Annotated in this window: 24 protein-coding genes; 5 read left to right on the top strand and 19 right to left on the bottom strand. The window is 72.1% G+C overall.

What is annotated here, in order from left to right:
- Positions 1-361: 361 nt before the first annotated feature.
- A complete protein-coding gene (gene tyrS / locus ACOJV9_RS08375; protein WP_420184732.1) occupies positions 362-1,621 on the bottom strand; it encodes a tyrosine--tRNA ligase in 1,260 nt (419 codons plus the stop codon).
- A 65-nt stretch (positions 1,622-1,686) separates the two neighbouring features.
- Between tyrS and ACOJV9_RS08370 the strand changes: the two genes are divergently transcribed.
- Positions 1,687-2,586 (top strand): phosphotransferase, encoded by a 900-nt coding sequence (locus ACOJV9_RS08370; RefSeq protein WP_420184731.1) that lies wholly within the window; start codon positions 1,687-1,689, stop codon positions 2,584-2,586.
- Between the two features lie 13 nt (positions 2,587-2,599).
- Positions 2,600-3,637: an adenosine deaminase gene (locus tag ACOJV9_RS08365; RefSeq protein ID WP_420184730.1), complete on the top strand. Its 1,038-nt coding sequence runs from the start codon at positions 2,600-2,602 to the stop codon at positions 3,635-3,637.
- Here the strand turns inward: ACOJV9_RS08365 and ACOJV9_RS08360 are convergent.
- From ACOJV9_RS08360 to argC, 9 genes are read right to left on the bottom strand one after another with little or no spacing between them, the layout of a single operon-like run.
- Positions 3,594-4,211: a DNA-3-methyladenine glycosylase gene (locus ACOJV9_RS08360; RefSeq protein WP_420184729.1), complete on the bottom strand. Its 618-nt coding sequence runs from the start codon at positions 4,209-4,211 to the stop codon at positions 3,594-3,596. The genes ACOJV9_RS08365 and ACOJV9_RS08360 overlap by 44 nt on opposite strands.
- Positions 4,208-5,659 (bottom strand): argininosuccinate lyase, encoded by a 1,452-nt coding sequence (argH, locus tag ACOJV9_RS08355; RefSeq protein ID WP_420184728.1) that lies wholly within the window; start codon positions 5,657-5,659, stop codon positions 4,208-4,210. The genes ACOJV9_RS08360 and argH overlap by 4 nt, the downstream gene beginning before the upstream one ends.
- Positions 5,656-6,159: an arginine repressor gene (locus ACOJV9_RS08350; protein ID WP_420184727.1), complete on the bottom strand. Its 504-nt coding sequence runs from the start codon at positions 6,157-6,159 to the stop codon at positions 5,656-5,658. Before ACOJV9_RS08350 ends, argH begins: the two co-directional genes overlap by 4 nt.
- Positions 6,156-7,112, bottom strand: a complete 957-nt coding sequence (gene argF / locus ACOJV9_RS08345; RefSeq protein ID WP_420184726.1) for an ornithine carbamoyltransferase — start codon at positions 7,110-7,112, stop codon at positions 6,156-6,158. The genes ACOJV9_RS08350 and argF overlap by 4 nt, the downstream gene beginning before the upstream one ends.
- Positions 7,109-8,320, bottom strand: coding sequence for an acetylornithine transaminase (locus tag ACOJV9_RS08340; RefSeq protein WP_420184725.1), 1,212 nt, complete (start codon positions 8,318-8,320; stop codon positions 7,109-7,111). Before ACOJV9_RS08340 ends, argF begins: the two co-directional genes overlap by 4 nt.
- Entirely contained in the window at positions 8,317-9,201 is an 885-nt protein-coding gene (gene argB / locus ACOJV9_RS08335; RefSeq protein ID WP_420184724.1) for an acetylglutamate kinase, read from the bottom strand. Before argB ends, ACOJV9_RS08340 begins: the two co-directional genes overlap by 4 nt.
- 11 nt (positions 9,202-9,212) lie before the next feature.
- Positions 9,213-10,364 carry a bifunctional glutamate N-acetyltransferase/amino-acid acetyltransferase ArgJ gene (gene argJ, locus ACOJV9_RS08330; RefSeq protein WP_420184723.1) on the bottom strand — a complete coding sequence of 384 codons (1,152 nt, stop codon included), beginning with the start codon at positions 10,362-10,364 and terminating at the stop codon, positions 9,213-9,215.
- On the bottom strand, positions 10,361-10,768 hold the full coding sequence (locus ACOJV9_RS08325; protein ID WP_420184742.1) for an ACT domain-containing protein: 408 nt from the start codon (positions 10,766-10,768) through the stop codon (positions 10,361-10,363). Before ACOJV9_RS08325 ends, argJ begins: the two co-directional genes overlap by 4 nt.
- Positions 10,769-10,773: 5 nt before the next feature.
- Positions 10,774-11,817, bottom strand: coding sequence for an N-acetyl-gamma-glutamyl-phosphate reductase (argC, locus tag ACOJV9_RS08320; protein ID WP_420184722.1), 1,044 nt, complete (start codon positions 11,815-11,817; stop codon positions 10,774-10,776).
- Between the two features lie 128 nt (positions 11,818-11,945).
- Between argC and ACOJV9_RS08315 the strand changes: the two genes are divergently transcribed.
- From ACOJV9_RS08315 to ACOJV9_RS08305, 3 genes are read left to right on the top strand one after another with little or no spacing between them, the layout of a single operon-like run.
- Positions 11,946-12,752, top strand: coding sequence for a hypothetical protein (locus ACOJV9_RS08315; protein WP_420184721.1), 807 nt, complete (start codon positions 11,946-11,948; stop codon positions 12,750-12,752).
- 28 nt (positions 12,753-12,780) lie between these two features.
- On the top strand, positions 12,781-13,518 hold the full coding sequence (locus ACOJV9_RS08310) for a hypothetical protein (RefSeq protein WP_420184720.1): 738 nt from the start codon (positions 12,781-12,783) through the stop codon (positions 13,516-13,518).
- Between the two features lies 1 nt (position 13,519).
- Positions 13,520-14,155 carry a hypothetical protein gene (locus ACOJV9_RS08305; protein WP_420184719.1) on the top strand — a complete coding sequence of 212 codons (636 nt, stop codon included), beginning with the start codon at positions 13,520-13,522 and terminating at the stop codon, positions 14,153-14,155.
- Positions 14,156-14,183: 28 nt separating this feature from the next.
- Here ACOJV9_RS08305 and ACOJV9_RS08300 read toward each other — a convergent pair whose 3' ends face one another.
- The 9 genes from ACOJV9_RS08300 to infC form a co-directional block, all read right to left on the bottom strand.
- Positions 14,184-14,912, bottom strand: a complete 729-nt coding sequence (locus tag ACOJV9_RS08300) for an SDR family NAD(P)-dependent oxidoreductase (RefSeq protein ID WP_420184718.1) — start codon at positions 14,910-14,912, stop codon at positions 14,184-14,186.
- On the bottom strand, positions 14,909-17,455 hold the full coding sequence (gene pheT / locus ACOJV9_RS08295; RefSeq protein ID WP_420184717.1) for a phenylalanine--tRNA ligase subunit beta: 2,547 nt from the start codon (positions 17,453-17,455) through the stop codon (positions 14,909-14,911). Before pheT ends, ACOJV9_RS08300 begins: the two co-directional genes overlap by 4 nt.
- Positions 17,455-18,549 carry a phenylalanine--tRNA ligase subunit alpha gene (gene pheS / locus ACOJV9_RS08290; protein WP_420184716.1) on the bottom strand — a complete coding sequence of 365 codons (1,095 nt, stop codon included), beginning with the start codon at positions 18,547-18,549 and terminating at the stop codon, positions 17,455-17,457. Before pheS ends, pheT begins: the two co-directional genes overlap by 1 nt.
- A gap of 215 nt (positions 18,550-18,764) precedes the next feature.
- A complete protein-coding gene (locus ACOJV9_RS08285; RefSeq protein ID WP_420184741.1) occupies positions 18,765-19,946 on the bottom strand; it encodes an MFS transporter in 1,182 nt (393 codons plus the stop codon).
- 107 nt (positions 19,947-20,053) lie between these two features.
- Positions 20,054-21,142, bottom strand: coding sequence for a PAS domain-containing sensor histidine kinase (locus ACOJV9_RS08280; RefSeq protein ID WP_420184715.1), 1,089 nt, complete (start codon positions 21,140-21,142; stop codon positions 20,054-20,056).
- A 32-nt stretch (positions 21,143-21,174) separates the two neighbouring features.
- The gene (locus ACOJV9_RS08275; RefSeq protein WP_420184714.1) at positions 21,175-21,969 is read right to left on the bottom strand and encodes a TrmH family RNA methyltransferase; all 795 of its coding nucleotides are present in this window, start codon (positions 21,967-21,969) and stop codon (positions 21,175-21,177) included.
- Between the two features lie 49 nt (positions 21,970-22,018).
- On the bottom strand, positions 22,019-22,408 hold the full coding sequence (gene rplT / locus ACOJV9_RS08270) for a 50S ribosomal protein L20 (protein WP_420184713.1): 390 nt from the start codon (positions 22,406-22,408) through the stop codon (positions 22,019-22,021).
- Between the two features lie 42 nt (positions 22,409-22,450).
- Positions 22,451-22,645 carry a 50S ribosomal protein L35 gene (gene rpmI, locus ACOJV9_RS08265; RefSeq protein ID WP_009775194.1) on the bottom strand — a complete coding sequence of 65 codons (195 nt, stop codon included), beginning with the start codon at positions 22,643-22,645 and terminating at the stop codon, positions 22,451-22,453.
- Positions 22,646-22,707: 62 nt separating this feature from the next.
- Positions 22,708-23,391, bottom strand: coding sequence for a translation initiation factor IF-3 (gene infC / locus ACOJV9_RS08260; protein ID WP_420184712.1), 684 nt, complete (start codon positions 23,389-23,391; stop codon positions 22,708-22,710).
- Positions 23,392-23,394: the final 3 nt, after the last annotated feature.

The raw sequence follows: 23,394 nt of genomic DNA, 5'->3' as shown, positions 1-23,394 counted from the left end.
GAACCGGTCCTCGTCGCGCTTGGATCTCAGCGGGGCACCCACCGTAGCAGCCTTCCGGCAACCAGCCAAACCCGCGATTCCCGCGTTCCTGGCCCAGTGGGGAATGGTTCCAGCGTAGCCGCCTTGCGGCGCTACACCCGCAGCGTCGACGACGTCTCCGTCGGGTCGAGCTGCTGGGGTCTGCCGCGGGACCGGCCTGCGTCGTGCAAGGCGCTGGGCCTCACGCGGTGGTGTCCGTTCCTCCCTGTCGGGCTGACGTCGAGAAGATTAGAGGACGTTCTCCACGGAACACAAATCCGTCTCCGGACGCGCGTCTCGCGACAGGGGCCGGCATACCGGATCGTGTTGTGCCAGAGGGCAATCAGGCCTTGCGAGCAGCGGCCATGGACTTGCGGCCACGCCTGAGGATGGCCACGGCGCCGTGCAGGAAGTCTTCGTCACGCAGCGTCATCTCCGGGTCGGTGACCTTGGTGCCGTTGACGGAGGCACCGCCGTCACCGATCGCCCGGCGTGCGGCGTTGCGTGACTCGACCAGGCCGACGGCCACGAGGGCGTCGGTCATCGTCATCCCCGGGGAGACCTCTCCTCCGGGGAGCTCGGCCGTGGCGTCCCGCAGGGTCGAGGCGTCGAGGGCGCCGAGGTCCCCCTTGCCGAAGAGCGCCTCGGAGGCGGCCTGGACGGAGGCGGTCGCCGCCGCCCCGTGGACGAGGGTCGTGACGTCGGCGGCCAGGGTGCGCTGCGCAGCGCGCCGGAAGGGCTCGTCCGCGACCTGGCGCTCCAGCTCGGCGATCTCCTCCCGGGTGCGGTCGGTGAAGATCTTCAGCAGCTTGACGACGGACGCGTCCTCGACGTTGACCCAGTACTGGTAGAAGGCGTAGGGGCTCGTCATCTCGGCGGAGAGCCACACCGCGTTGCCCTCGCTCTTGCCGAACTTGTTGCCGGCCGCGTCCGTGACCAGGGGGGTGGTGAGCAGGTGCACCGACTCCCCCTCGACCTTGTGGATGAGGTCGGAACCGGCGGTGAGGTTGCCCCACTGGTCCTGGCCACCGGTCTGGAGCGTGCATCCGTGGGAGCGGTACAGCTCGAGGAAGTCCAGTCCCTGGAGGATCTGGTAGCTGAACTCCGTGTACGAGATCCCCTCGTCCGAGGCGAGCCGGGCCGCCACCGCCTCCTTCCTGACCATCTGGTTGACCCGGAAGTGCTTGCCGATGTCGCGCAGGAAGTCGAGTGCAGACAGGGGCGCCGTCCAGTCCAGGTTGTTGACCATCACCGCGGCGTTGTCGCCCTCGAAGCGGAGGAAGGGCTGCACCTGGTCCTGGATGCGGGCAACCCAGTCGGCCGTCTGCTCCTTGGTCTTGAGCACGCGCTCCGCACTGGGACGCGGGTCACCGATGAGGCCGGTCGAGCCCCCGACGAGGCAGATGACGCGGTGCCCGGCCCGCTGGAGGTGGCGCAGCACGATGAGCTGCACGAGGTTGCCGAAGTGCAGGGACGGGGCGGTCGGGTCGAAGCCGCAGTAGCCGGTGACCGGTCCGCCGGTGAGGGCGGCGCGCAGGGCGTCCTCGTCGGTCGTCTGGGCCACGAGGCCACGCCACTGGAGCTCGGCAAGGATGTCGTTCACGCGCGCCAGCCTGCCACGACGAACTCGGTGGACGCCGCACCGCGTCGCCGTGTGGGATGTGGCCCATGCCCACGCTCCTCGACGGTGACACGCCCATGACCGGCGGGCTCGTGCGATCGCTCGTGGACAGCCAGTGCCCGCAGTGGCGCACCCTCCCCCTCCGACCGATGACGACGTCGGGCACCGAGCACACCACCTGGCGCCTCGGGGAGGAGCTCGTGGTCCGACTGCCACGGAACGCAGAGGCCGAGACGGGGCTGCGCAAGGAGGTCGACTGGCTGCCCCGGCTCCGGGGCCGGCTCCCCCTCGAGGTCCCCGAGGTCGAGCACGTCGGTTCCGCGACCGAGGACTATCCCCACAGGTGGACGGTCAACCACTGGATCACGGGGACGGACGTGTCGGCCCGGGTGCTCACCGGGCCCGTGCCCGCGGCGTGGGCGGACGCCCTGGCCGCGACGCTGGTGGCCCTGCGGGACGTCGACCTCGACCGTGTGCCGCGCGACCTGTGGCCCGTGGGCTCCCGCGGCGGGCACCTGCGGGAGCGCGCTGCGGGGCTCGACCAGCCCGACGACGCCGTCTCCGGCCCCCTCGACGCCACGCCGGTCCGAGCGGTCGTCCACGACGCGCTGTCCGCCGGGACACCGGACGCCACCCGGGTCCTCCTGCACGCCGACCTCATCCCGGGCAACCTCGTCTCCCGCGGTGACGACCTCGTGGGCCTGCTCGACTTCGGGACGCTGACGACCGGGTATGCCGCGACCGACCTCACCCCCGCCTGGTGGGTCCTCGACCGGCCGGGCCGGAAGCGCTTCCGGGCACTCCTCGAGGTCGATGAGGTGTCGTGGGCCTGGGGCCGGGCGTGCGCGGCGATCCAGGGCCGCATCGCGCACTGGATCTACGAGCCCCGCGGCCACGCCCTCGCACCCCTCGGCGCTCGTGCCGTCACCGAGGTCCTGGCCGACTGACAGACTGCGGCACATGGGTGAGCGGACGGCATACGACGAGTTCATCGCAGGGCTGCCGAAGGCGGAGCTGCACGTGCACCACGTCGGGTCGGCACGACCCGAGACGGTGGCACGGCTGGCCGAGCGTCACCCGGATGCGGGTGTGCCGCAGGGCATCGACGCGCTGCGGGACTTCTACACCTTCTCCGACTTCGCGCACTTCATCGACGTCTACCTCGCCGTCGTCGCGCTCCTGCGCACCCCCGAGGACCTGCACCTGCTCACCTACGAGGTGGCGGAGGGCCTTGCGGCACAACAGGTGCGGTACGCCGAGCTCACCATGACTCCCTTCACGAGCGTGCGAGCGGGCATCGCCATCGAGGCGTACACCGAGGCGATCGAGGATGCGCGCCGCCTGGCGGAGCGCGACCACGGGATCGTCCTTCGCTGGATCTACGACATCCCCGGCGAGGCGGGCCTCGCGTCGGCCGACGCGACCCTGGGCTACGCCCTCGAGCACGGACCCAGCACGCTCATCGGCTTCGGTCTCGGCGGTCCGGAGGTGCCCCGGCCGCAGTTCGCGCCGCACTTCGAGCAGGCGAGGGCGGCCGGCCTGCGCTCGCTCCCGCACGCCGGCGAGTCCACCGACGCGCAGTCCGTCCGGGACGCGCTGGACGCCCTCGGCGCCGAACGCATCGGGCACGGCATCCGCGCGGTCGACGACCCCGCCCTCGTCGAGCGCCTCGTCGCCGAACGCATCCCGCTCGAGGTCTGCCCGACGTCGAACATCGCCACCCGCTGCGTCGAGCGCCTCGAGGACCACCCGATCCGCGCCCTTCGCGACGCCGGTGTCGTCGTCACCGTCAACAGCGACGACCCCCCGATGTTCGGCACGACCCTCAACCGGGAGTACGCGATCGCGGCGGACCTCCTGGACCTCGACGAGGACGGCCTGGCCGACCTCGCCCGGACGGCGGTCGAGGTGAGCTATGCGCCCGACGAGGTCAAGCGACGGGTGGACGACGAGATCACGGCCTACGTCGCCGAGCAACCGCGGGCCGGTAGGCACTGACGGTCGGCTCACCGTCGAGCCAGTAACGGTAGGGGTATGCCGTCCCGTCACCACCGGGACCGCTGACGCCGACCCGCGGGCCGGTGCGGACGGACGCGGGGTCGACCGGGTGCTCGGGCGGCGAGAAGGTCACGGCTGATGCGGGACCGCACACATCGGCCCCGTCGTGGGCGCGGTCGATGCCGAGGGTGCTGGTGAGCCGCGCCGGCCCGCGCGCCCAGTCCCGCTCCTTCACACCGTCGCGGCGGGCGGCGGCCACGTCGTGGCCGGCGACGACCGCGCCGGCTCGGAGCAGCACCGCCTGCGCCTCGCCCTCGTCCCCGCACACGACGTTCGCGCACCAGTGCATGCCGTAGCTGAAGTAGACGTAGAGGTGGCCGGCCTCGCCGAACATCACCTCGGTCCGGGGTGTGCGCCCGCGGAAGGCGTGTGACCCGGGGTCGAGCCCCTCGCCGGTGTAGGCCTCGACCTCGGTCAGCCGCAGCGTCACCTCGCCGTGGGTGATCCGGCAGCCGAGCAGCTCGGGAGCCACGACGGGTGCCGGTCGCGCGAAGAACGGTCGGACGAGGGTCACCGGACGACGAGGGTCGCCGTCGCCCAGGTCCTGGCTTCGGCGGACACGTCCGCGGCACGGGCCAGCTGCTCGGCCACCCGGACCGGTGCGGTGCCGCCCTTGGCATCCCGCGAGGACAGCGAGCCCTCCACCGTGAGCACGTCCCGCACGTCGGGGGTGAGGTGCTCGGAGATCGACGCGAGGTCGTCGTCGGAGAGGTCCCAGAGCTCGATGCCACGTGCCTCACAGGCCCGCACGCACTCCCCCGCCACCTCGTGGGCGACCCGGAAGGGCACCCCCTGGCGGACGAGCCACTCGGCGACGTCGGTGGCGAGCGAGAAGCCCTGGGGTGCCAGCGACGACAGCCGGTCGGTGTCGAAGACCATCGTGGCGACCATGCCGCTGAAGGCGGGCAGCAGGACCTCGAGGGTGTCGATCGAGTCGAACACCGGCTCCTTGTCCTCCTGCAGGTCGCGGTTGTAGGCCAGCGGCAGACCCTTGAGCGTCGTCAGCAGGCCGGTGAGGTTGCCGACGAGACGGCCGGCCTTGCCCCGGGCGAGCTCGGCCACGTCGGGGTTCTTCTTCTGGGGCATGATGCTCGACCCGGTCGAGTACGAGTCGGCCAGGGTGAGAAACCCGAACTCCTTGGTCGCCCACAGGACGACCTCCTCGGCGATGCGCGACAGGTCGACCGAGACCATGGTGGTGACGAACGCGAACTCGGCGACGACGTCGCGCGCGGCAGTGCCGTCGATCGAGTTCTCGACCGCGCCGTCGAAGCCCAGGTCGGCGGCCACGGCCTCGGGGTCGAGGCCCAGCGAGCTGCCGGCCAGCGCACCGGAGCCGTAGGGGCTCAGGGCGGCGCGGGTGTCCCAGTCGCGGAGCCGGTCGACGTCACGCAGCAGCGGCCACGCATGGGCGAGGAGGTGGTGGGCCAGCAGCACGGGCTGGGCGTGCTGCAGGTGGGTGCGGCCGGGCATCGCCACGCCCGGGTGCCGCTCGGCCTGGGCGATCAGGGCGTCGACGACGTCGAGCCCCAGGCCGGCGACGGTGCGCGCGTGCTCGCGGAGGTACATCCGGACGAGCGTGGCGACCTGGTCGTTGCGGGAGCGTCCCGCACGGAGCCGTCCGCCGACCTCCGGGCCGGCGCGCTCGATGAGACCGCGCTCCAGCGCGGTGTGGACGTCCTCGTCGTCGGGGGCGGGCACGAAGGCGCCCGACGCGACGTCGGCAGCGAGCTGCTCCAGGCCCGCCAGCATCGCCGCCAGCTCGTCGTCACCGAGCAGTCCGGCGGAGTGCAGCACCCGGGCGTGGGCGCGCGAGCCGGCGACGTCGTGCGGGGCGAGCCGCCAGTCGAAGTGGGTGGACCGGGACAGCTCCGCGAGGGCGTCGGCGGGGCCTCCGGAGAAGCGCCCTCCCCAGAGGCTGAGGCGTCCCTGCTCCGGACCGGTCGAGCCGGTGTCGCTCACACGTTCTCCTTGCGGGTGTAGGCCATGAGGCGCTCGGCCACCGTGCGGGAGGCGGCGGCGCCGGTCGTGATCACCATGATCGTGTCATCCCCCGCGATCGTCCCGACGACGCCTCGCACGCTCGTGTGGTCGATGGCCGACGCGAGGAAGTTGGCGGCGCCGGGCGGCGTCCGCAGGACGACGAGGTTGGACGAGACGTCGGCGGAGACGAGCAGCTCGTGGCAGCGCTGGGCGAGCCGGCTCGTGGTCTCCTCACCGTCCGGAGCCACCCGCACGGTCCGGTCTCCACCCTCGCCGGGAACGGCATACACGAGACTCTTGCCCACCCGCACCTTCTCCGCGCCGACGTCGACGAGGTCCCGGGAGAGCGTCGCCTGGGTGACCTCGATGCCGTCGGCGCCGAGGATGCCGAGGAGCTCGGTCTGCGAGCGGACCGCTCGGCTCGACAGGATCGACACGATCCGCTGCTGGCGCGCCGTGCGGCTCGAGGACATCGTCATCGGCGGCCGCCTCCCGACTTCTCGACGAGCCACGACAGCACGGCCTTCTGCGCGTGCAGCCGGTTCTCGGACTCGTCCCACACGACGGACTGGGGGCCGTCGATGACCGACGCGTCGACCTCGAAGCCGCGGTAGGCGGGCAGGCAGTGCAGGAAGATCGCGTCTGCGGCGGCCCGGGCCATGAGGTCGGCGCTCACCGCGTAGCGGGCGAAGGGGCTCGTCGAGCCCTGGCGCGACTCCTTCTCCTTCTCGAAGCCCATGGACACCCACGTGTCGGTCGCGACGACGTCCGCGCCCGTGACCGCCTCCACCGGGTCCTCGACGATCGTCACGGACCCCCCGGTCCCGGCGGCGAGCTCGCGTGCCCGGGCGAGCACCGTGGGGTGGGGCTGGTAGTCCGCCGGCGTCCCGATGCGCACGTGCAACCCCGACATCACCATGCCGAGCAGGTAGCTGTGGCTCATGTTGTTGGCCCCGTCACCGACGTAGGCGAAGGTCAGCCCCGCGAGCGTGCCCTTGTGCTCCTTGATGGTCAGCAGGTCGGCGAGGATCTGGCACGGGTGGAACTGGTCGGTGAGGGCGTTGACGACCGGAACGCTGGAGTGCGCCGCCATCTCCTCGATGCGCTCCTGCCCGTAGGTGCGCCACACGATCGCCGTGGCCTCGCGGGTCAGCACGCGGGCGACGTCGGCGATCGACTCGCGCACGCCGACCTGGGCGAGCTTGCCGTCGATGACGAGCGGGAAGCCGCCGAGGTGGGCGATGGCCGCGGCGAAGGAGACCTGGGTCCGCAGCGTCTGCTTGTCGAAGAGGACGGCGACGACCTGGGGACCCTCGAGCGTACGGTCGGTGAACGGGCGCGACTTGATCGCCGCAGCGCGGTCGAGGATCTCGGCCTGCTCCTGCGGCGACACGTCGTCGTCGCGGAGGAAGTGACGGACGGTCGTGGTCATGGTGCCGGCTCCTTGGCGGTGGCGATGAGTGACGGGAGGGCGGTGACGAAGAGGTCGAGCTCGTCCCGCGAGATGGTGAGCGGCGGGACGAGGCGGATCGCGTCCGGTGCCACCGGGTTGACGAGGAAGCCGGCGTCGCGGGCGGCAACGGTGACGGCGGCGGAGAGCTCCGAGCGCAGGACCACCGCACGCAGCAGGCCCCGGCCCCGCACCTCCACGACGTCGGGGTGCTCCAGCGCCGCGACCGAGGAGGCGAGGTGCTCCCCCATCTGCGTGACGTGCGCCAGCAGGCCGTCGACCTCGATCGTGGACAGCACGCTGAGGGCGGCCGCCGCGACGAGCGGGTTCCCGCCGAACGTGGAGCCGTGCTGCCCCGCGGTGAGGAGCCCGGTGACGTCAGATCCGAAGGTGACCAGTGCGCCGATGGGCAGCCCGCCGCCCAGGCCCTTGGCGAGGGTGATCGCGTCGGGCACGATCCCGCTGGCGGTGTGGCCGAACCAGTCGCCGGTGCGGCCGACACCGGACTGCACCTCGTCGATGACGAGCAGCGCACCTGCCGCTGTGGTGATCTCGCGCGCTGCCCGCAGGTATGCCGGGTCGGCGACCACCGCTCCCGCCTCACCCTGGACCGGCTCGAGGACGACCGCGGCGGTCGAGCTGCCCACGGCGGCGCGCAGGGCCTCGATGTCGTTGAACGGCACGTGGCTCACGCCGTCGAGGAGCGGCGCGAAGGGCTCGCGGTAGGCGGCCTTGTGGGTCAGGGCCAGGGCGCCGGTGGTGCGCCCGTGGAAGGCGCCCTCGGCCGCGACGATGCCGGTCCGACCGGTGCGGCGCGACAGCTTGATCGCGGCCTCGATCGCCTCGGCCCCGGAGTTGGCGAAGAAGACCCCGGACCCTTCCGGAGCCGCGGCGATCGCGAGGATTCGCTCGGCCAGCTCGACCTGCACCCGGGAGGTGAAGAAGTTGGAGATGTGCGCCATCTCGCCCACCTGCTTCGAGACGGCTGCGACGAGGGCCGGGTGGTTGTGGCCGAGGGCGTTGACGGCGATGCCGCCGACGAGGTCGAGGTAGCGCCGGCCGTCGACGTCCCAGACCCAGGCACCCTCCCCCCGCTCGAGGACGAGCTGCGGGGTCCCGAAGACGGGAATGAGGGAGCGTTCGTAGCGGTCCAGCAGGTCCTGCGACGGCGACGTGGCGTGGGTGCTCATGCGTCCTCCTCGATCAGCGTGCCAATGCCTTCGGAGGTGAAGACCTCGAGCAGCAGGGCGTGGGGTTCGCGGCCGTCGATGACGTGCGCCTGGGGCACACCTCCCTCGACGGCCCGGATGCAGGCCTCGAGCTTGGGGATCATCCCGCTGTCCACCGTGCGGAGCAGCTCGCGCGCCCGGCTGAGCGGCAGGGTCGAGAGCAGCGACGACCGGTCCGGCCACGCGGCATACACACCCTCGACGTCGGTGAGGACGACGAGCTTGCGGGCGCCGAGCGCGGACGCGAGGGCTGCGGCGGCGGTGTCGGCGTTGACGTTGAGGACCTGGCCCTCGTGGTCGAGGTCGGGGGCGACGGTGGAGACCACGGGGATGCGGCCCACATCGAGGAGGTCCTGGACCGACTGCGTGTTCACCGCGACGACGTCCCCCACGAGCCCGAGGTCCTCCTCGACGCCGTCGACGACGACGCCCCGACGACGGGCACCGAAGAGGGCGCCGTCCTCGCCCGAGAGGCCGACCGCGATGGGGCCGTGCTGGTTGAGCAGCCCGACGAGCTCACGGCCGACCTGTCCGGTCAGCACCATGCGGACGACGTCCATCACCTCGGGGGTGGTGACGCGCAGCCCACCCCTGAACTCGCTCTCGAGCCCCAGCCGGTCGAGCATCGCCTGGATCTGCGGACCGCCGCCGTGCACGACGACGGGCCGCAGGCCGGCATACCGGAGGAAGGCGACGTCCTGGGCGAAGGCGAGCTTGAGGTCGTCGTCGACCATCGCGTTGCCGCCGTACTTGACGACGACGAGCGCGCCGCGGAACCGCTCGAGCCAGGGCAGTGCCTCGACCAGCGTGCTGGCCTTGGCCCTCGTGGACTCGTCGCTCATGGCCGGCTGCCTCACGAGCTGTACGCCGAGTTCTCGTGGACGTAGTCGTGGGTGAGGTCGTTGGTCCACACGGTGGCGGTGGCCTCGCCGGCGTGGAGGTCGACGACGACGCGCACCTCACGGGGGGCGAGGTCGACGAGCGAGCGGCCCTCGCCGACGGTCGCGCCCCGGCACACCTCGACGCCGTTGATGGCGACGTCCAGCAGCGTGGGGTCGAACGCCGCGCCGGTCGTGCCGACGGCGGCGAGGACCCGGCCCCAGTTGGGGTCCCGCCCGAAGATGGCCGCCTTGAAGAGGTTGCTGCGGGTGACCGACCGCGCCACCTCGACGGCGTCCGCCTCGGTCGCCGCGGACCGCACCTCCACCGCGATCTCGTGGCTCGCACCCTCGGCATCGGCGACGAGCTGGCGGGCGAGGTCGTCACAGACGCCGGCCACGGCGGCGGTGAGGCCGGGCAGGTCCACGGCCACCCCCGAGGCACCTGAGGCCAGCAGCACCACGGTGTCGTTGGTCGACATGCACCCGTCGGAGTCGACCCGGTCGAAGGTGCGCGCCGTGGCGGCCCGAAGAGCCGTGTCGAGGTCTGCCGGCTCGACGACCGCGTCCGTCGTCAGGACGCAGAGCATCGTCGCGAGGCCGGGAGCGAGCATGCCGGCGCCCTTGGCCATCCCGCCGACGGTCCAGCCGTCACCCGCGAGCACGGCCTGCTTGGGCACGGAGTCGGTCGTCATGATGGCGCTCGCGGCGGTCGGCCCGCCGTCGTCGGCCAGGGCGTCGGCGGTGAGCCGGACCCCGGTCTCGATCCGGTCCATGGGCAGGAACTCGCCGATGAGGCCGGTCGAGCAGACGACGACGTCGGTCGCGCTCGCACCGAGCGCCTCGGCCACGAGCTCGGCCGTGCGGTGGGCGTCCTGGAAGCCACGCGCTCCGGTGCAGGCGTTGGCACCGCCGGAGTTGAGGAAGACCGCGTCCGCGCGTGCGTCGGAGACGACCTGGCGTGACCACGTGACCGGCGCCGCCTCGACCCGGTTGCTCGTGAAGACCGCGGCGACGTGGTGGTCGGGACCGTCGTTGACGACGAGGGCGACGTCACTCACTCCGGAGCTCTTGAGGCCCGCAGTCGCGCCCGCGGCGCGGAATCCCTGTGCCGAGGTGACGCTCATGATCCGCTCCGTCCCGTCAGGATCGTCGGGGTGATGATGAGGCCGGCCTTGCGCCACACCGACTCGGCGACCGTGATCTCATCCTGGGGGACGAGGACCCAGTCGGTGTCGTAGGTCGAGAGGGCCAGGACGCTGATCCCGGCGGGGACGAGTGGGGTGAGGATCTCGGCCATGACGCCGACCGCGTCGAAGGCGAGCGGTCCGGCCACCTCGACCGCGCGGAACGGTCCCTCGGTGAGGGTGCCGGAGGGGACGACCTCCTCGAGGCAGACCACGGAGGTCTCCTGCGGCGAGCGGCTCAGTGACGAGAACGGCCCGGGTGTCCAGTCCCACGGGGGCTCCACGCCGGCGTCGAGGCGCGCGATGACGAGGGCCTCCGGATGGGTCATGAGGTGCAGCCGCATGGCGCTCACGGCGCCACCCCCGATCCGAGCAGGCCGGTCGGCTCGGGCAGGCCGACGGCGAGGTTGAGGCACTGGACGGCTGCGCCGGCCGTCCCCTTGGCGAGGTTGTCGACGGCGGCCACGGCCACCACGCGACCGACCCGCTCGTCGAGGGCGACCTGGACCTCGACGTGGTTGCTGCCGATCACGTGCGCGGTGGCCGGCCAGGTGCCGGGCTCGAGCAGGTGCACGAACGGCTCGTCGGCGTATGCCGTGTGCCACGCCTCCCGGACGTCGGCGGCCGTCGTGCCGGGCGCGACCCGTGCGGTGGTCGTGGCGAGGATGCCCCGAGGCATCGGGGCGAGCGTGGGTGTGAACGACACCCGGACCGGGGCGCCCGACGCGGCCGACAGGTTCTGCTCGATCTCGGGGGTGTGCCGATGGGTGCCGCCGACGCCGTAGGGCGACATCGACCCCATGACCTCGGAGCCGAGCAGGTGCGGCTTGAGCGCCTTGCCCGCCCCCGAGGTGCCGGAGGCGGCGACGACGACCACGTCGTCGCCCTCGACGACACCGGCGGCGAGGCCGGGTGCCAGGGCGAGGCTCACGGCGGTGGGATAGCACCCCGGGACCGCGATGCGCTGCGTCCCATGGAGCTGGTCGCGTCCGCGCCCACCTCCGGCCAGCGGCAGCTCGGGCAGGCCGTACGCCCACGACCCGGCATACGGGGTGTCGTAGAAGGTTGTCCACGCGGACTCGCTGCGCAGCCGGAAGTCGGCGCCGCAGTCGATGACGACCGTGTCAGCATCGAGCGACTCCGTGACGGCCGCGGAGTGCCCGTGCGGCAGGGCGAGGATGACGGCATCGTGGCCGGAAAGGGTCTCGGGCGTGGTGTCGAGGAGGACCCGGTCGGCGAGGGCACGCAGGTGGGGGTGGACCGCGCCCAGCCTCGTCCCTGCGCTCCCACCAGCCGTCACGGCACCGATCTCCACCTCGGGGTGCTCGAGCAGCCAGCGCAGGGCCTCGCCCCCGGCGTAGCCGCTGGCACCGGCAACAGCGACTCTCAGCATGTGCATATTCTTGCACAGCGCGGCAACTCTATGCAATCTCGGAGGAGAGGTATCAGGCCCGCTCCCCGGGTGCTCCTCCACGTAGCGACCTCGCACAGGGCAGGGGTCTCGAGCGAGGGAGAACCATCATGTCCGGTGTCAACGAAGCCATGGCGGCCGCGACGCGGCTCAACGAGATCGGCTTCGTCGAGTTCACGACGAAGCTCGTCAGCGACGTGTTCGACACGCTGGTCGCGTCGAACCTGCGTCAGCAGCAGGCGTTCATCGAGCTGCTCCAGGCGACCAGCAGGTCGCTCAAGGACTACGTGAACGAGACCAAGGACGACATCGGGCCGGGCGAGATCATGCAGCTCCTCACGGCACTCGCCCCCCGCAACGCCGACACGCCCGACACGAGCGAGAGCCCGACCGCCGTCATCGAGGGCGGCAAGCTCACCGCGCAACAGATCGAAGCCGTCAACACGTCGGTGGCCGTCACGGACCCGAGCACCGGTGCCGTCATCTCCGACCCGAAGCCGGCCAAGGCCGCCGCGCTGAAGCCCGAGGACATCGACGCCATCCGGGACGCCGTCGCCACGCGCATCGCGGCGAACAAGTACACGCTGCTCAAGGAGATGGTCAAGCTCGGCATGCTTCGCCTCGTCGTCACCGACGGCACGATCGAGAGCGGCCTGAACTTCCACTCCTACGGGTCGGACTTCCTGCGCAACAACTCCAGCCGCTACTCGAGCCAGCAGTTCCAGCTCAAGGCCAACGCGCAGACGGGGAGCATCCTCTCCGCCTGGGTCAAGGCCTCGGCGAGCACGGCCTACACGTCGGTCAACGTCAGCACGAGCAACACCGCCAGCGGGTCCAGCTCCGGGGTCGACGTCACCATCACCGGCGGGGTGAAGATCAACTTCAAGACGGACTACCTGCCGCTCGAGACCCCCTGACCGCCTGCGCCGGAAGGAGTTCCGAGTCATGCCTGACAGCACAGTGTCCGACGTCGGGTTCGCGGAGTTCGTGGCGGTCCTCCTCGTCGAGACCCTCGACTCGATCGTGGCGTCCCACGCCAGCCAGGAGGACCGGCTGCGCGCCCTCGAAGCGGCAGCCGACTTCACCCCGGAGCAGGTCGCCGTCACCTCCATCACCGCCGGCATGGTCGACCTCACCCTCGTCGAGCTCTTCCCGGACGGGCAGGGAGGGACGACCGTGGTCGTCGGCGGCGCGATCCCGTCGGAGGACGTGCTCGCCGAGCTCGAGGCCACTGTTCCCCGGCGTGACGGCGGGCTCACGAGCGGGGACGTCGGGACGATCCGCAACGCCGTCGCGCTCCTGCTCGCCCGTCGCCACCTCGAGTCCGTGCAGCAGGTCCGTCGACGGGGCGTCCCGCGCGTCGTCGTCGACGGTGGCGTCCTGCGGGCCAAGCTCGCCTTCACCACCACTCGTCGAGCGGACACCACGCCGGTCCCCACGCCACGGGCCGGCTCCGCGCTGACGCCGGCGGTGACACGGGACGTGCTCAGCTCCCTCCCGGTCAGCCGCATCACCGACCTCCTCGGTCCTCGCGCCCAGGTGCTGCGCCCGGAGGTGCTCGACGGCATCCGCGACCTGCGCCTGCGGGTCCGCCCGCCGGAGACCGACCCGGAGCCGGGGACGCCCGCCGAGAAGGCCGACGTCTTCGGCGAGATCGAGATCCGCTTCCGGACGGAGCCGTGACGTGGGACCGCAGGAGCTGGCGGCCCTCGTCGCCCGGGAGGCCGACGCGGGTGTCGCCGGAGCCCTGCGGGCCTTCGACTCCGCCGGGGCACTGACCGTCGAGAGGGTCATCGGCCGGATCGGGTCGCGACCCAGCGAGCTCAGCACCGCGTGGGAGGACGTGGTCTGGCAGGCCGAGGTCGTCATGCGCCCCAGCGGGACGGTGCGCGACGCAGCGTCCGGGACCGCGGAGCCCGCCGTGGCGGACGTCCCCGACCTCGTGGGAAGGCTGGCCGTCTCTGCGCTGCGGGGCGTCGGCGAGCGGTGGGCGACACGGCTGGAGGCCCGGGGGGTGCGCACGATCGGGGACCTCGCGTCGACGTCGCCGGCGGCGGTGGCTGCATGGGCTCGCGAGGAGGGCGGGGGGTATGCCGTGCAGCTCGTCGCGAGGGCGCGCGAGTGTGCCGTCGCGTGGCCGCACGTCGACCCGACGGACACCCGGTCGGTGCTGGCGGTCTCGCAGTCCGACCCGGGCGATGCCGCGGGCTGGCCGCCGGGGAGCAGGGCGGGGGCCCTCGCCCTCTGGGCCGCGTGCCTGACGCTCCGCGCCGCCATCGACGACGACGTCCTCGACCGCCTCCCGGTCGTCGTCGACTGAGGGCCGCCCCCACTGGCGCGGGCTCAGCTCAGGTCAGCGGGTCGTCGTCGCCCCAGCACATCAGCCCGAGGGTGCGGTCGAGGTCCCCCAGACCTTGCTGAGCCCGCAGCAGTAGGGACTCAGGCGTGTCGACTCCGGCCCGGACGAGTCGCCCGCTCCACGCATCGAGCCTGCCCGAGGCGAGCGCCAGCAGCAGCGTGGTGACCTCGACCGGTGAGGTCCACTCGGTGCGACCACGGTGCATGACCATCGCCTCGGTCATGTCGGTGCGGACGACTCCGGGTGCGAGGTCGAAGACGAGGGCCGACCGGTCCTCGCCCAGCCCGAGCTGCGACGTGAGCCGCGCCAGGGCGCCCTTGCTGACGTTGTATGCCGTCGCGACGCCCGCGTTGCGGTAGGCGGCGCCGGAGTTGATGTTGACGATCCGACCCGTGCCCGGCGTGAGATGGGGCAGGACCGACCGCGTCATGAGGTAGGGACCGCGCACGTTGACCTCGACCGTCTCCCACCACTCGTCGGGGTCGCTGTCGGCGAGCGGAACCTCCGCGTCGATGACGCCCGCGTTGTTGACGAGCAGGTCGACGTGGCCGTGCCGTGCGACGACGTCCTCCACCCAGGACTCCACCGCCGTGCGGTCGGTCACCGGCGCGACGGATCGCGAACCGCGCTCGACGGCATACCCGGCCTGCTCCAACGCGGCGGCGACGTGCGCGCCGATGCCGCGAGACGCCCCGGTGACGATCGCGACCCGGCTCACCGCTGCACCGCGCCCGTACGACGGGCGGCCGAGGCCACCGCGGAGTCGCGCAGGCCGGACACCTCCTCGGTGGTGAGCGTGCGGTCCGCCCGGAAGGTCAGGTGGTAGGCGAGCGACTTCTGCCCCGGCTGCAGCTGGTCCCCGCGGTAGACGTCGAAGAGCGAGACCGCCTCGAGCGACTCCCCCGCTCCCTCTCGCAGGGCGCCCTCGACCTCGGCGACCGTCACGGAGTCGTCCACGACGAGGGCGACGTCGCTCTGCGCCATCGGGAAGGTCACGAGCGTCGACGCCTGGACGGTCCGCTCGGCCGCACGGATGAGGACGTCGAGGTCCAGCTCACCCGCGACCGAGCGGGCGGGCAGCCCGAGGGCCGTGACCACCTTGGGGTGCAGCTCGCCGACGTGGCCGACCACCGTGCCGTCGGCCAGCTCGACCCGGGCGCAGCGGCCCGGGTGGTACGGCGCGACGGTGTCGGCCACGACGGTCACCCCCACCGAGAGCGCCTCGCCGAGGATCCGGACGAGGTCCACGGCGTCGGTGACGTCCACAGGGCGACCGGGTCCCCACCAGCCGCGACGGTCGCGGTCGCCGGCGAGGGCGAACGCCACGTGCCGCGGCTGCGCGGGGACGGCTGCGCGGATCGCGGCCAGCGTGTCATCGGAGGGGCGCACTCCGACGTCCTCGGTCGGCGCCGGTCGCTGATACCCCCGGCGGTCGACGACGAGTCCGGTCTCGAAGATCCCGACGTCGCGCGCGCCGCGGGCGACGTTGCGACGCAGGGCGTCGACGAGGGTGGCGAGCAGGCGCGTGCGCATGAGCGGCTGCTCGTCGGACAACGGGTTGGCCAGTCGCACCGAGCGTGCGAGCTCGGCATCGAGGTCGAGCCCGAGGGCGGTGTAGCGGTCAGCGCCGACGAAGGGCGCGCTCCAGACCTCGAAGAGCCCCTGGACCGCCAGCACGTCGGCGACGGTGCGGCGCACCCGTTGCGCGTGGGTGAGGCCGGTCCCACCGGGCGGGGTCGGCAGGACCGAGGGGATCCGGTCGTAGCCGTGGATGCGGGCGACCTCCTCGACGAGGTCCGCGGCCGTGGTGAGGTCGGGGCGCCAGGTCGGCGGGACGACCCTGACGACGTCCCCCTCGCGAGCCACGGCGCAGCCGATGGACTCGAGGATCGAGGTGACCTCGTCGGGGGTGTAGTCGACACCGACGATCCGGGAGGGGAAGTCGAGCGGCATCGAGACCGCGTCCGGCACGGCAGGGCCGCCCACGTCGGTGACGTCGGGGTCGGCCACTCCGCCGCCGTGCTCGACGAGCAGGTCGACGGCGAGCTGGGCGGCCGCAGCAGCCAGGGCCGGGTCCACCCCACGTTCGAAGCGTCGCGAGGCCTCCGACGGCAGCCTGTGTCGGCGGGCCGAGCGGGCGATCGTCACCGGCTCGAAGTGGGCAGCCTCGACGAGGACGTCGCGGGTGCCCTCGCCCACCTCGGTCTCCGCCCCACCCATGACACCGGCGATCGCGACGGCTCGCTCCCCGCCCCGGTCGGTGATGAGCAGGTCGCCGGCGTCGAGGGCGCGGTCGGTGCCGTCGAGGGTCGTCAGGCGCTCACCCGCGCGCGCCCGGCGGACGACGACCGGCTCCTCCAGCGTGGCCAGGTCGAAGGCGTGCAGCGGCTGACCGAGCCCGAGCATGACGTAGTTGGTGACGTCGACCGGCAGGGAGATCGGCCGCATGCCCGCTTCGGTCAGGCGAGCGGCCATCCATGACGGGGTCGGCGCCGCGACGTCGATCCCGCGGACCACCCTGGCGACGTAGCGGTCGCAGCCGGGGTTGCCCCTGACCGGGTCGTCGTCGGCCAGCCGGACCGAGAACCCGCCGTCGGTGGGAGCGGGAGCGGCGGCGTCGAGCGCCAGCGCGGGGTCGGTGAAGTCCGCCCCCGTGGCGTGGGAGTACTCCCGTGCCACACCGCGCACGGAGAAGCAGTAGCCACGGTCTGGCGTGACGTTGACCTCGACCGTCTCACGGTCCAGGCCCAGCAGCGGGATGGCGTCCGCTCCCGGCACGAGGGCGTCGAGGACGTCGCCCTGTCCAACGAACTTCCGGCCGAGGACGAGGATCCCGTCGTGGTCGTCACCGATGCCGAGCTCGCGTTCGGAGCAGATCATCCCGGCCGAGACGTGACCGTAGGTCTTGCGGGCGCTGACCTCGAGGCGTCCCTGGGGCGTGGTCAGCACACCGCCGGGCAGGATGACGGCGACGAGGTCGCCGGGTGCGAAGTTGTGGGCTCCGCAGACGACGCCCTGTGGCTCGCCGGTCCCGTTGGCGTCACCGACGTCGACGGTGCACCAGTTGATCGTCTTGCCGTTCTTCTGCGGCTCGGGCTCCATGGTGAGCACGCGGCCCACGACGAGCGGTCCGGTGACCCCACCGGTGTGGAGGCCCTCCTCCTCGAGCCCCACGCGCACGAGGTCTGCTGCGATCTGCTCGCCGGTGGCGTCGTGCGGCACTGCGACGTACTCGCGCAGCCAGTCGATGGGAACGCGCATCAGATCTCCATCCCGAACTGTGCGTCGAAGCGCACGTCACCTTCGATCATGTCCCGCATGTCGCTGACGCCCGTGCGGAACATCAGCGAACGGTCGATCCCCATCCCGAACGCGAACCCCGTGTAGCGCTCGGGGTCGACCCCGCACGCCGTGAGCACGTTGCGGTTGACCATGCCGCAGCCTCCCCACTCGATCCATCCGGTCCCCTTGCAGGTCCGGCAGTCCGGGTCGGCGCCGGCACAGACGAAGCAGCGCAGGTCTACCTCGGCACTCGGCTCGGTGAAGGGGAAGAACGACGGCCGCAGCCGCGTCGTGATGCCGTCACCGAAGAGTTCGGACGCCAGCCGGTCGAGCGTGCCCTTGAGGTGGGCCATGGTGATGCCCTCGTCGACGGCGAGGCCCTCGACCTGGTGGAAGGCGGGCATGTGCGTCGCGTCGAGCTCGTCGGTGCGGAAGACCCGTCCGATGGCCGCGACGTAGACCGGCACGCCCCGGTCGAGGAGCGTGCGCGCCTGCACCGGCGAGGTGTGGGTCCGAAGGACCAGGCCGTCCTCGGGCGGGTCGACGTAGAAGGTGTCCTGCATCTGCCGGGCCGGGTGGTCGGCGTCGAAGTTGAGCGCGTCGAAGTTGAACCACTCCGCCTCGATCTCGGGGCCCTCGGCGATCTCCCAGCCCATCCCGACGAAGAGGTCGGCGATGCGCTGCGACATGAGCTCGATCGGATGACGCCGCCCGAGGGGGCGACGGCCGGTGGGCAGGGTGACGTCGACGGCCTCCTCGGTGAGGATCCGCTCGTCCCGCTCGGTCTCGAGCTCGGCCTGGCGGGCGGCGAACCCCTGGTTCACCCGGCCCCGGGCCTGGCCGACACGCTTGCCGGCCTCCGCCTTGGCGGTCGGAGGCAGGGCGCCGATCTCGCGGTTGGCCAGCGCCAGCGGTGACCGGTCACCGGCGTGCGTCGAGCGCACCGCCTTGAGCTCGTCGAACGACCCGGCCGCGGCGATGTCGGCCAGCGCGGCCGCGACCGCGGCGTCGATGGCCTCCGGGTCGAGCACGGCGACCTCCACGGGGTCGAAGTTCGTGTTCGGTCCTGACATGGTTCTTCACTCTCGTCGCGGGCGCGATTCCGTCGCGCTGCGGGCCTGGGGCGTCGGTGGATTCGTCATGACGCGCCCCCGGGCGAAGCATGGACGTCGGGCGTCCGATCCGTGCGAGGGATCAGGCCTGCCACGTCACCGCACCCGAGGGCACCGTAAATCGGCGCACGGCACGGGGAGTGCGGGGGTCGGAGACGGGCGACATGCGGCCCAGCCTAGCGGGCGGGGGCGCGACGCCGCCGTCGGGTTTGCACGGCGACGGCACCGAGGACGGCCACCGCCAGCCCGACGAGCGCGGGGGCGACGAAGCCCCCACCCGGGCCGACCTCGTCGATGGCCAGCCCGGCGAACGGCGCACCGAGCGCCCCGCCGAGCGTGAGCGCGGACCCGTGCCACCCCATGGCCTCCCCGCGCGCCGACGCCGGGACGATCCGGCTCGCCTGGTCCACGCTCGCGGTGATGGTCGGGGCGCACAGGAGGCCGGCGACGAACCCGAGCGCCGCCAGCGAGATCGTGCCGTGGGCCAGCGCCATGGGCAGCGTGACGAGCGCCAGCGCGCCGAGCAGCCAGAACGTCGAGATGGACCGGCTCAGGCCGCCGTAGACCAGCGCCCCGACGAGCGAGCCCAGCCCCCAGAGCGCGAGCACCACCCCGATCGCGGTCGGCTCGCCGAGCTCACGCATCCGGGCCACGATGCCGAGGTCGGTGCCGGAGAGGACGAAGGTCGCGCTGGCCGCGGCGAGGCAGACCGCGACGAACGGCAACCCGAACCAGTCCGAGACGCCGGGGCGCGGCACATCGTCCTCGGCCTCAACCTCGGAGCGGAGCACGGGGTTCGCCACCCAGAGGGCCGCACCGCCGACCACACCGAGCATCTGCACGGCGAAGAGGACCCACCTCGTGTCCCAGCGCGAGGCCGCCCAGATGGCGGTGGCCGGCCCCACGATGAAGGACAGCTCCACGGCGACGGCGTCCAGAGAGATCGCCGTGCGCCGCTCCGTCGACGGAACGGCGGCGATGACGGCCTGTCGGATGATCGAGAACGTGGGCACGACGAAGAGCCCGGCGACCCCCGCGAGGACGAGCAGCGGGAGGTAGCCCACGAACGGCGCCACGGACCAGCAGAGCAGCGCGACGAGGGTCGAGGGCAGCACCACACGGCGCAGCCCGATCCGGTCGAGCAGGCGCCCGCGCCACGGCCCGCTGACCGCGATGGCCACGGTGGCGACGGCAGCGAGGAGCCCGGCCGCGGCATACGTCCCGCCGAGCGTCGTGACGACGTGCACGGTGAGCAGGACGCCCGCCGAGAAGACGGGGATCCGGACCAGGGTCCCGAGCAGCAGGGCCGACCTGAGGCCGGGGGCGGCGAGGACCACGCGGTAGGGCGCGAGCGACATCGCGGGCACGCAGCACCATCCTCCTCGTCTCCCCCGGGCAGCCCGGTTCCGTCCGAGCGCCCGTGCAGGCTACGCGGCGCCGGCCCGGCGGCCCAACCAGTCCGCCGCTAGGCCGGCTCTCCCGGGAAGAAGACGCGCACGACCGCGCCTCCCGCGGGGGCGTCGTCGATCTCGGCCCAGCCCCCGTGGGCCTCGACGATTCCTTTGACGATGTAGAGGCCGAGGCCGGTGCCACTGCCGCTCGGCCCGTGCCAGAAGCGGCTGAAGACGGCGCGCCGCTGCTCCGCGGGGATGCCGGCACCGTCGTCGCGCACGCTGATGAGCACCCCGCGGCCGGTCGGTCCCTCGTGGATGCTCGCGGAGAGGTCGACCTTGCCGCTGCCGTGTCGCACGGCGTTGTCGACGAGGTTGGCAAGCACCTGGTCGAGACGGTCGGCGTCGGCATAGATCTCGTCGGCGTCGTCGTCGACGGCGATGGTGAAGTCGCCCTCGTCGCGGTCGGAGGCCACGGCGCGGTCGACGTGGCGCCGCAGGATCTCCCGCACCGAGAGCGGAACCTCGTGGATCCGCAGCCGTCCCGCGTCGATGCGCGAGACGTCGAGCAGGTCGGTGATGAGACGGGTCAACCGGTCGGCGTCCGCGTCGACGGCGGCGAGCATGGTGAGCCGCTGCTCCTCGGTGAAGAGGTCCCAGCGTCGCAGCAGCGTCGACGAGAAGCCCTTGATCCCGGTGAGCGGTGAGCGCAGCTCGTGGGCGATGGTCGAGATGAGGGCGGCGTGGTCGAGCTCCGTGCGACGCCGGCCCTCGGCGTCGCGCAGGCCGACGACGACGGCGGTCAGCGGGCCGGCCTTGAAGGCCCGCAGGTAGCTGGCGGTGACGAGCAGCTCACGGCCGTCGGGAAGTTGCAGCAGCTTCTCGCGGTGGCCGGTGCGGATACGCAGCCCGCTCCACGGGTCGGCCACGTCCCACCACGACTCTCCGTTGCGCGTCTCGAGTGGCAGGGCCTCGCGCAGGTGCCGGCCCTCCATCTGCGCGGAGGCCGACCCCAGGATCTGCTCGGCCCGTCGGTTCACCGACGCGACGGTGCCGTCGGGTCCGGCCGTGACGAGGCCGTCAGGGAGGAGGTCCGCCGCCGCGAAGGCGGCCGAGACGGGGAACGTGTGGGCGTCGGCATCGAACGTCTGCGAGTCAGCCATGCGCCAATCCCACCACGGTCGGGCCGGTCACGTCAGGAGCGCCGCGTCGCGCCTGCCGAGGTCGCGAGGCAGATCGTGGCGGCCATGGCGAGGTTCAGCGACTCCACCCGCTCGGAGATCGGGACGCGAACGACGTCGCTGCACCGCCCGCGCACCTCCGCCGGGAGCCCCCACGCCTCGTTGCCCAGGACCCAGGCATGCGGACCGCTCACGTCGACGTCGGGCAGGAGCGTCTCGCCGACCCCGTCGGCCGCGAACGTGCGTATGCCGTGTGCCGCCAACGCGTCGAGCGTCACGTCGACATCGAGACCGGTGACGACCGGGAGGTGGAACAGCGAGCCGGCGGTCGAGCGGACGACCTTGGGCGAGTGCACGTCGACGGAGCCGTCGGTGAGAAGGACGGCGTCGGCGCCGAAGGCGTCGGCACCCCGGACGACCGTGCCGGCGTTCCCGGGATCCCGGACGGAGGTGAGCAGCACGACGAGCCGCGGCGACGAGGCGAGCACCTCGTCGAGGGTGGAGGTGCGGGTCTCGACCACCGCGAGGAGCCCCTGGGGCGACTCGGTGTCGGACATCGCCTCGAGCACGGCGTCGTCGGTCTCGTGCACCCGGACGCCTGCCTCGAGGGCGGACTGGACGATCACGTCGTGGCGCTCGAGGGCCACGGAGGTGACGTAGAGGTCGTCGACGCGCTCCGCGGCATACCGGATCGCCTCGCGCACACCCTGCGGGCCGTCGACGACGAACCGACCGGTCCGCTCACGCACCGAGCGCCGGGAGAGCGATCGCACCGACCTGACCCGATCGGATCGGATGTTGGTCAGCACGGCTCTCCCGGCGCTTCACACGGGCGCAGGGGGTGCGCCTCGGGGTGGCTCAGGCGGACGCCTTCTCGGCGACCGGCTGCTGGGCCGGAACGTTCGCCCTGGCGATCTCCACGAGGGCGGCGAAGGCGGCCTCGTCGTTGACCGCGAGCTCGGCGAGCATACGACGGTCGACCTCGATCTCGGCGACCTTCAGGCCCTGGATGAGGCGGTTGTAGGTCATGCCGTTGGCGCGGGCCGCAGCGTTGATGCGCTGGATCCACAGACGACGGAAGTCACCCTTGCGGGCGCGACGGTCGCGGTAGGCATAGCCGAGGGAGTGGGTGACCTGCTCCTTGGCCTTGCGGTAGAGACGGGACCGCTGACCGCGGTAACCGCTCGCGCGCTCGAGGACGACCCGGCGCTTCTTGTGGGCATTGACTGCCCGCTTCACGCGTGCCACGTGAGTACTCCTTGCTGTTCTTGGACGTTCGGGGAACTCGGCTCAGATGCCGAGAAGCTTCTTGACCTTCTTGACGTCGGCCTTGGAAACGAGGACGTCCTTGCTGAGGGCGCGGGCCTTCTGCGGGGTCTTCTCGTGGAACTTGTGGACGTGACCGGCCTGCTCGCGCATGACCTTGCCGGAACCGGTGACGCGGAAGCGCTTCTTGGTCCCGCTGTGGGTCTTGTTCTTCGGCATGGCTGCCGATCTCCTTCGCTGTCGGTGCTGCGGTGGTGCTGTGGAAATCCTTGGGGGCTCGACTACTCGGCCGGAGCGGGCTCGTCGACCTTCTGCGCCTGCTCGACCTGCTCGTTGAGCTCGGCCTCGGCGTCGACCTCACCCGCGGCGTCGTCCTTCTTGCGGCGCTGCTCGGCGCGCGCCTCGGACTTCTTGCGGGTCGGTGCGAGCACCATGATCATGTTGCGGCCGTCCTGCTTGGGCGCGGACTCGACCGTGCCCAGCTCCAGGACGTCCTCGGCAAGGCGCTGGAGGAGGCGGAAGCCCAGCTCGGGGCGCGACTGCTCGCGTCCGCGGAACATGATCGTCACCTTGACCTTGTCGCCGCCCTTGAGGAACCGCTCGACGTGGCCCTTCTTGGTGGCGTAGTCGTGCGGGTCGATCTTGGGTCGGAGCTTGATCTCCTTGATGACCGTGTTGACCTGGTTCTTGCGCGCTTCTCGGGCCTTCATGGCGGCTTCGTACTTGTACTTGCCGAAGTCCATGAGCTTGGCGACCGGCGGCTTGGCCATGGGGGCCACCTCGACCAGGTCGAGGTCCGCCTCCGCGGCGAGGCGCAGGGCATCCTCGACGCGGACGATGCCGACCTGCTCGCCGTTGGGGCCAACCAACCGCACCTCCGGAACCCGGATGCGGTCGTTGATGCGAGGCTCGCTGATGTCGTACTCCTTGAGGTCTGGGACAGGCGATCGTGCTGCTCCGGACATGAG

Origin of the sequence: Knoellia terrae (assembly GCF_048606435.1) — a bacterium.
GTDB lineage: Bacteria > Actinomycetota > Actinomycetes > Actinomycetales > Dermatophilaceae > Knoellia > Knoellia terrae.
The sequence above is the reverse complement of the archived record's forward strand: the minus strand, read 5'-3'. Positions and strand labels throughout refer to the sequence as shown.

What these genes read in the sequence shown, in the direction of transcription:
- ACOJV9_RS08350 (WP_420184727.1), bottom strand. Translation starts at nt 6,159, where the DNA reads ATGACGATGTCCTCGAGCCGCACGGCGCGCCAGCAGCGGATCGTGTCG.
- pheT (WP_420184717.1), bottom strand. Translation starts at nt 17,455, where the DNA reads ATGCGCGTTCCCATCGACTGGCTGCGCGAGTACGTCGCAGTGCCGCAC.
- ACOJV9_RS08285 (WP_420184741.1), bottom strand. Translation starts at nt 19,946, where the DNA reads ATGTCGCTCGCGCCCTACCGCGTGGTCCTCGCCGCCCCCGGCCTCAGG.
- ACOJV9_RS08315 (WP_420184721.1), top strand. Translation starts at nt 11,946, where the DNA reads ATGTCCGGTGTCAACGAAGCCATGGCGGCCGCGACGCGGCTCAACGAG.
- ACOJV9_RS08370 (WP_420184731.1), top strand. Translation starts at nt 1,687, where the DNA reads ATGCCCACGCTCCTCGACGGTGACACGCCCATGACCGGCGGGCTCGTG.
- argB (WP_420184724.1), bottom strand. Translation starts at nt 9,201, where the DNA reads ATGAGCGACGAGTCCACGAGGGCCAAGGCCAGCACGCTGGTCGAGGCA.
- rpmI (WP_009775194.1), bottom strand. Translation starts at nt 22,645, where the DNA reads ATGCCGAAGAACAAGACCCACAGCGGGACCAAGAAGCGCTTCCGCGTC.
- ACOJV9_RS08340 (WP_420184725.1), bottom strand. Translation starts at nt 8,320, where the DNA reads ATGAGCACCCACGCCACGTCGCCGTCGCAGGACCTGCTGGACCGCTAC.
- ACOJV9_RS08365 (WP_420184730.1), top strand. Translation starts at nt 2,600, where the DNA reads ATGGGTGAGCGGACGGCATACGACGAGTTCATCGCAGGGCTGCCGAAG.
- pheS (WP_420184716.1), bottom strand. Translation starts at nt 18,549, where the DNA reads ATGTCAGGACCGAACACGAACTTCGACCCCGTGGAGGTCGCCGTGCTC.
- argC (WP_420184722.1), bottom strand. Translation starts at nt 11,817, where the DNA reads ATGCTGAGAGTCGCTGTTGCCGGTGCCAGCGGCTACGCCGGGGGCGAG.
- argJ (WP_420184723.1), bottom strand. Translation starts at nt 10,364, where the DNA reads ATGAGCGTCACCTCGGCACAGGGATTCCGCGCCGCGGGCGCGACTGCG.
- ACOJV9_RS08310 (WP_420184720.1), top strand. Translation starts at nt 12,781, where the DNA reads ATGCCTGACAGCACAGTGTCCGACGTCGGGTTCGCGGAGTTCGTGGCG.
- ACOJV9_RS08280 (WP_420184715.1), bottom strand. Translation starts at nt 21,142, where the DNA reads ATGGCTGACTCGCAGACGTTCGATGCCGACGCCCACACGTTCCCCGTC.
- argF (WP_420184726.1), bottom strand. Translation starts at nt 7,112, where the DNA reads ATGACCACGACCGTCCGTCACTTCCTCCGCGACGACGACGTGTCGCCG.
- infC (WP_420184712.1), bottom strand. Translation starts at nt 23,391, where the DNA reads ATGTCCGGAGCAGCACGATCGCCTGTCCCAGACCTCAAGGAGTACGAC.
- ACOJV9_RS08325 (WP_420184742.1), bottom strand. Translation starts at nt 10,768, where the DNA reads ATGCGGCTGCACCTCATGACCCATCCGGAGGCCCTCGTCATCGCGCGC.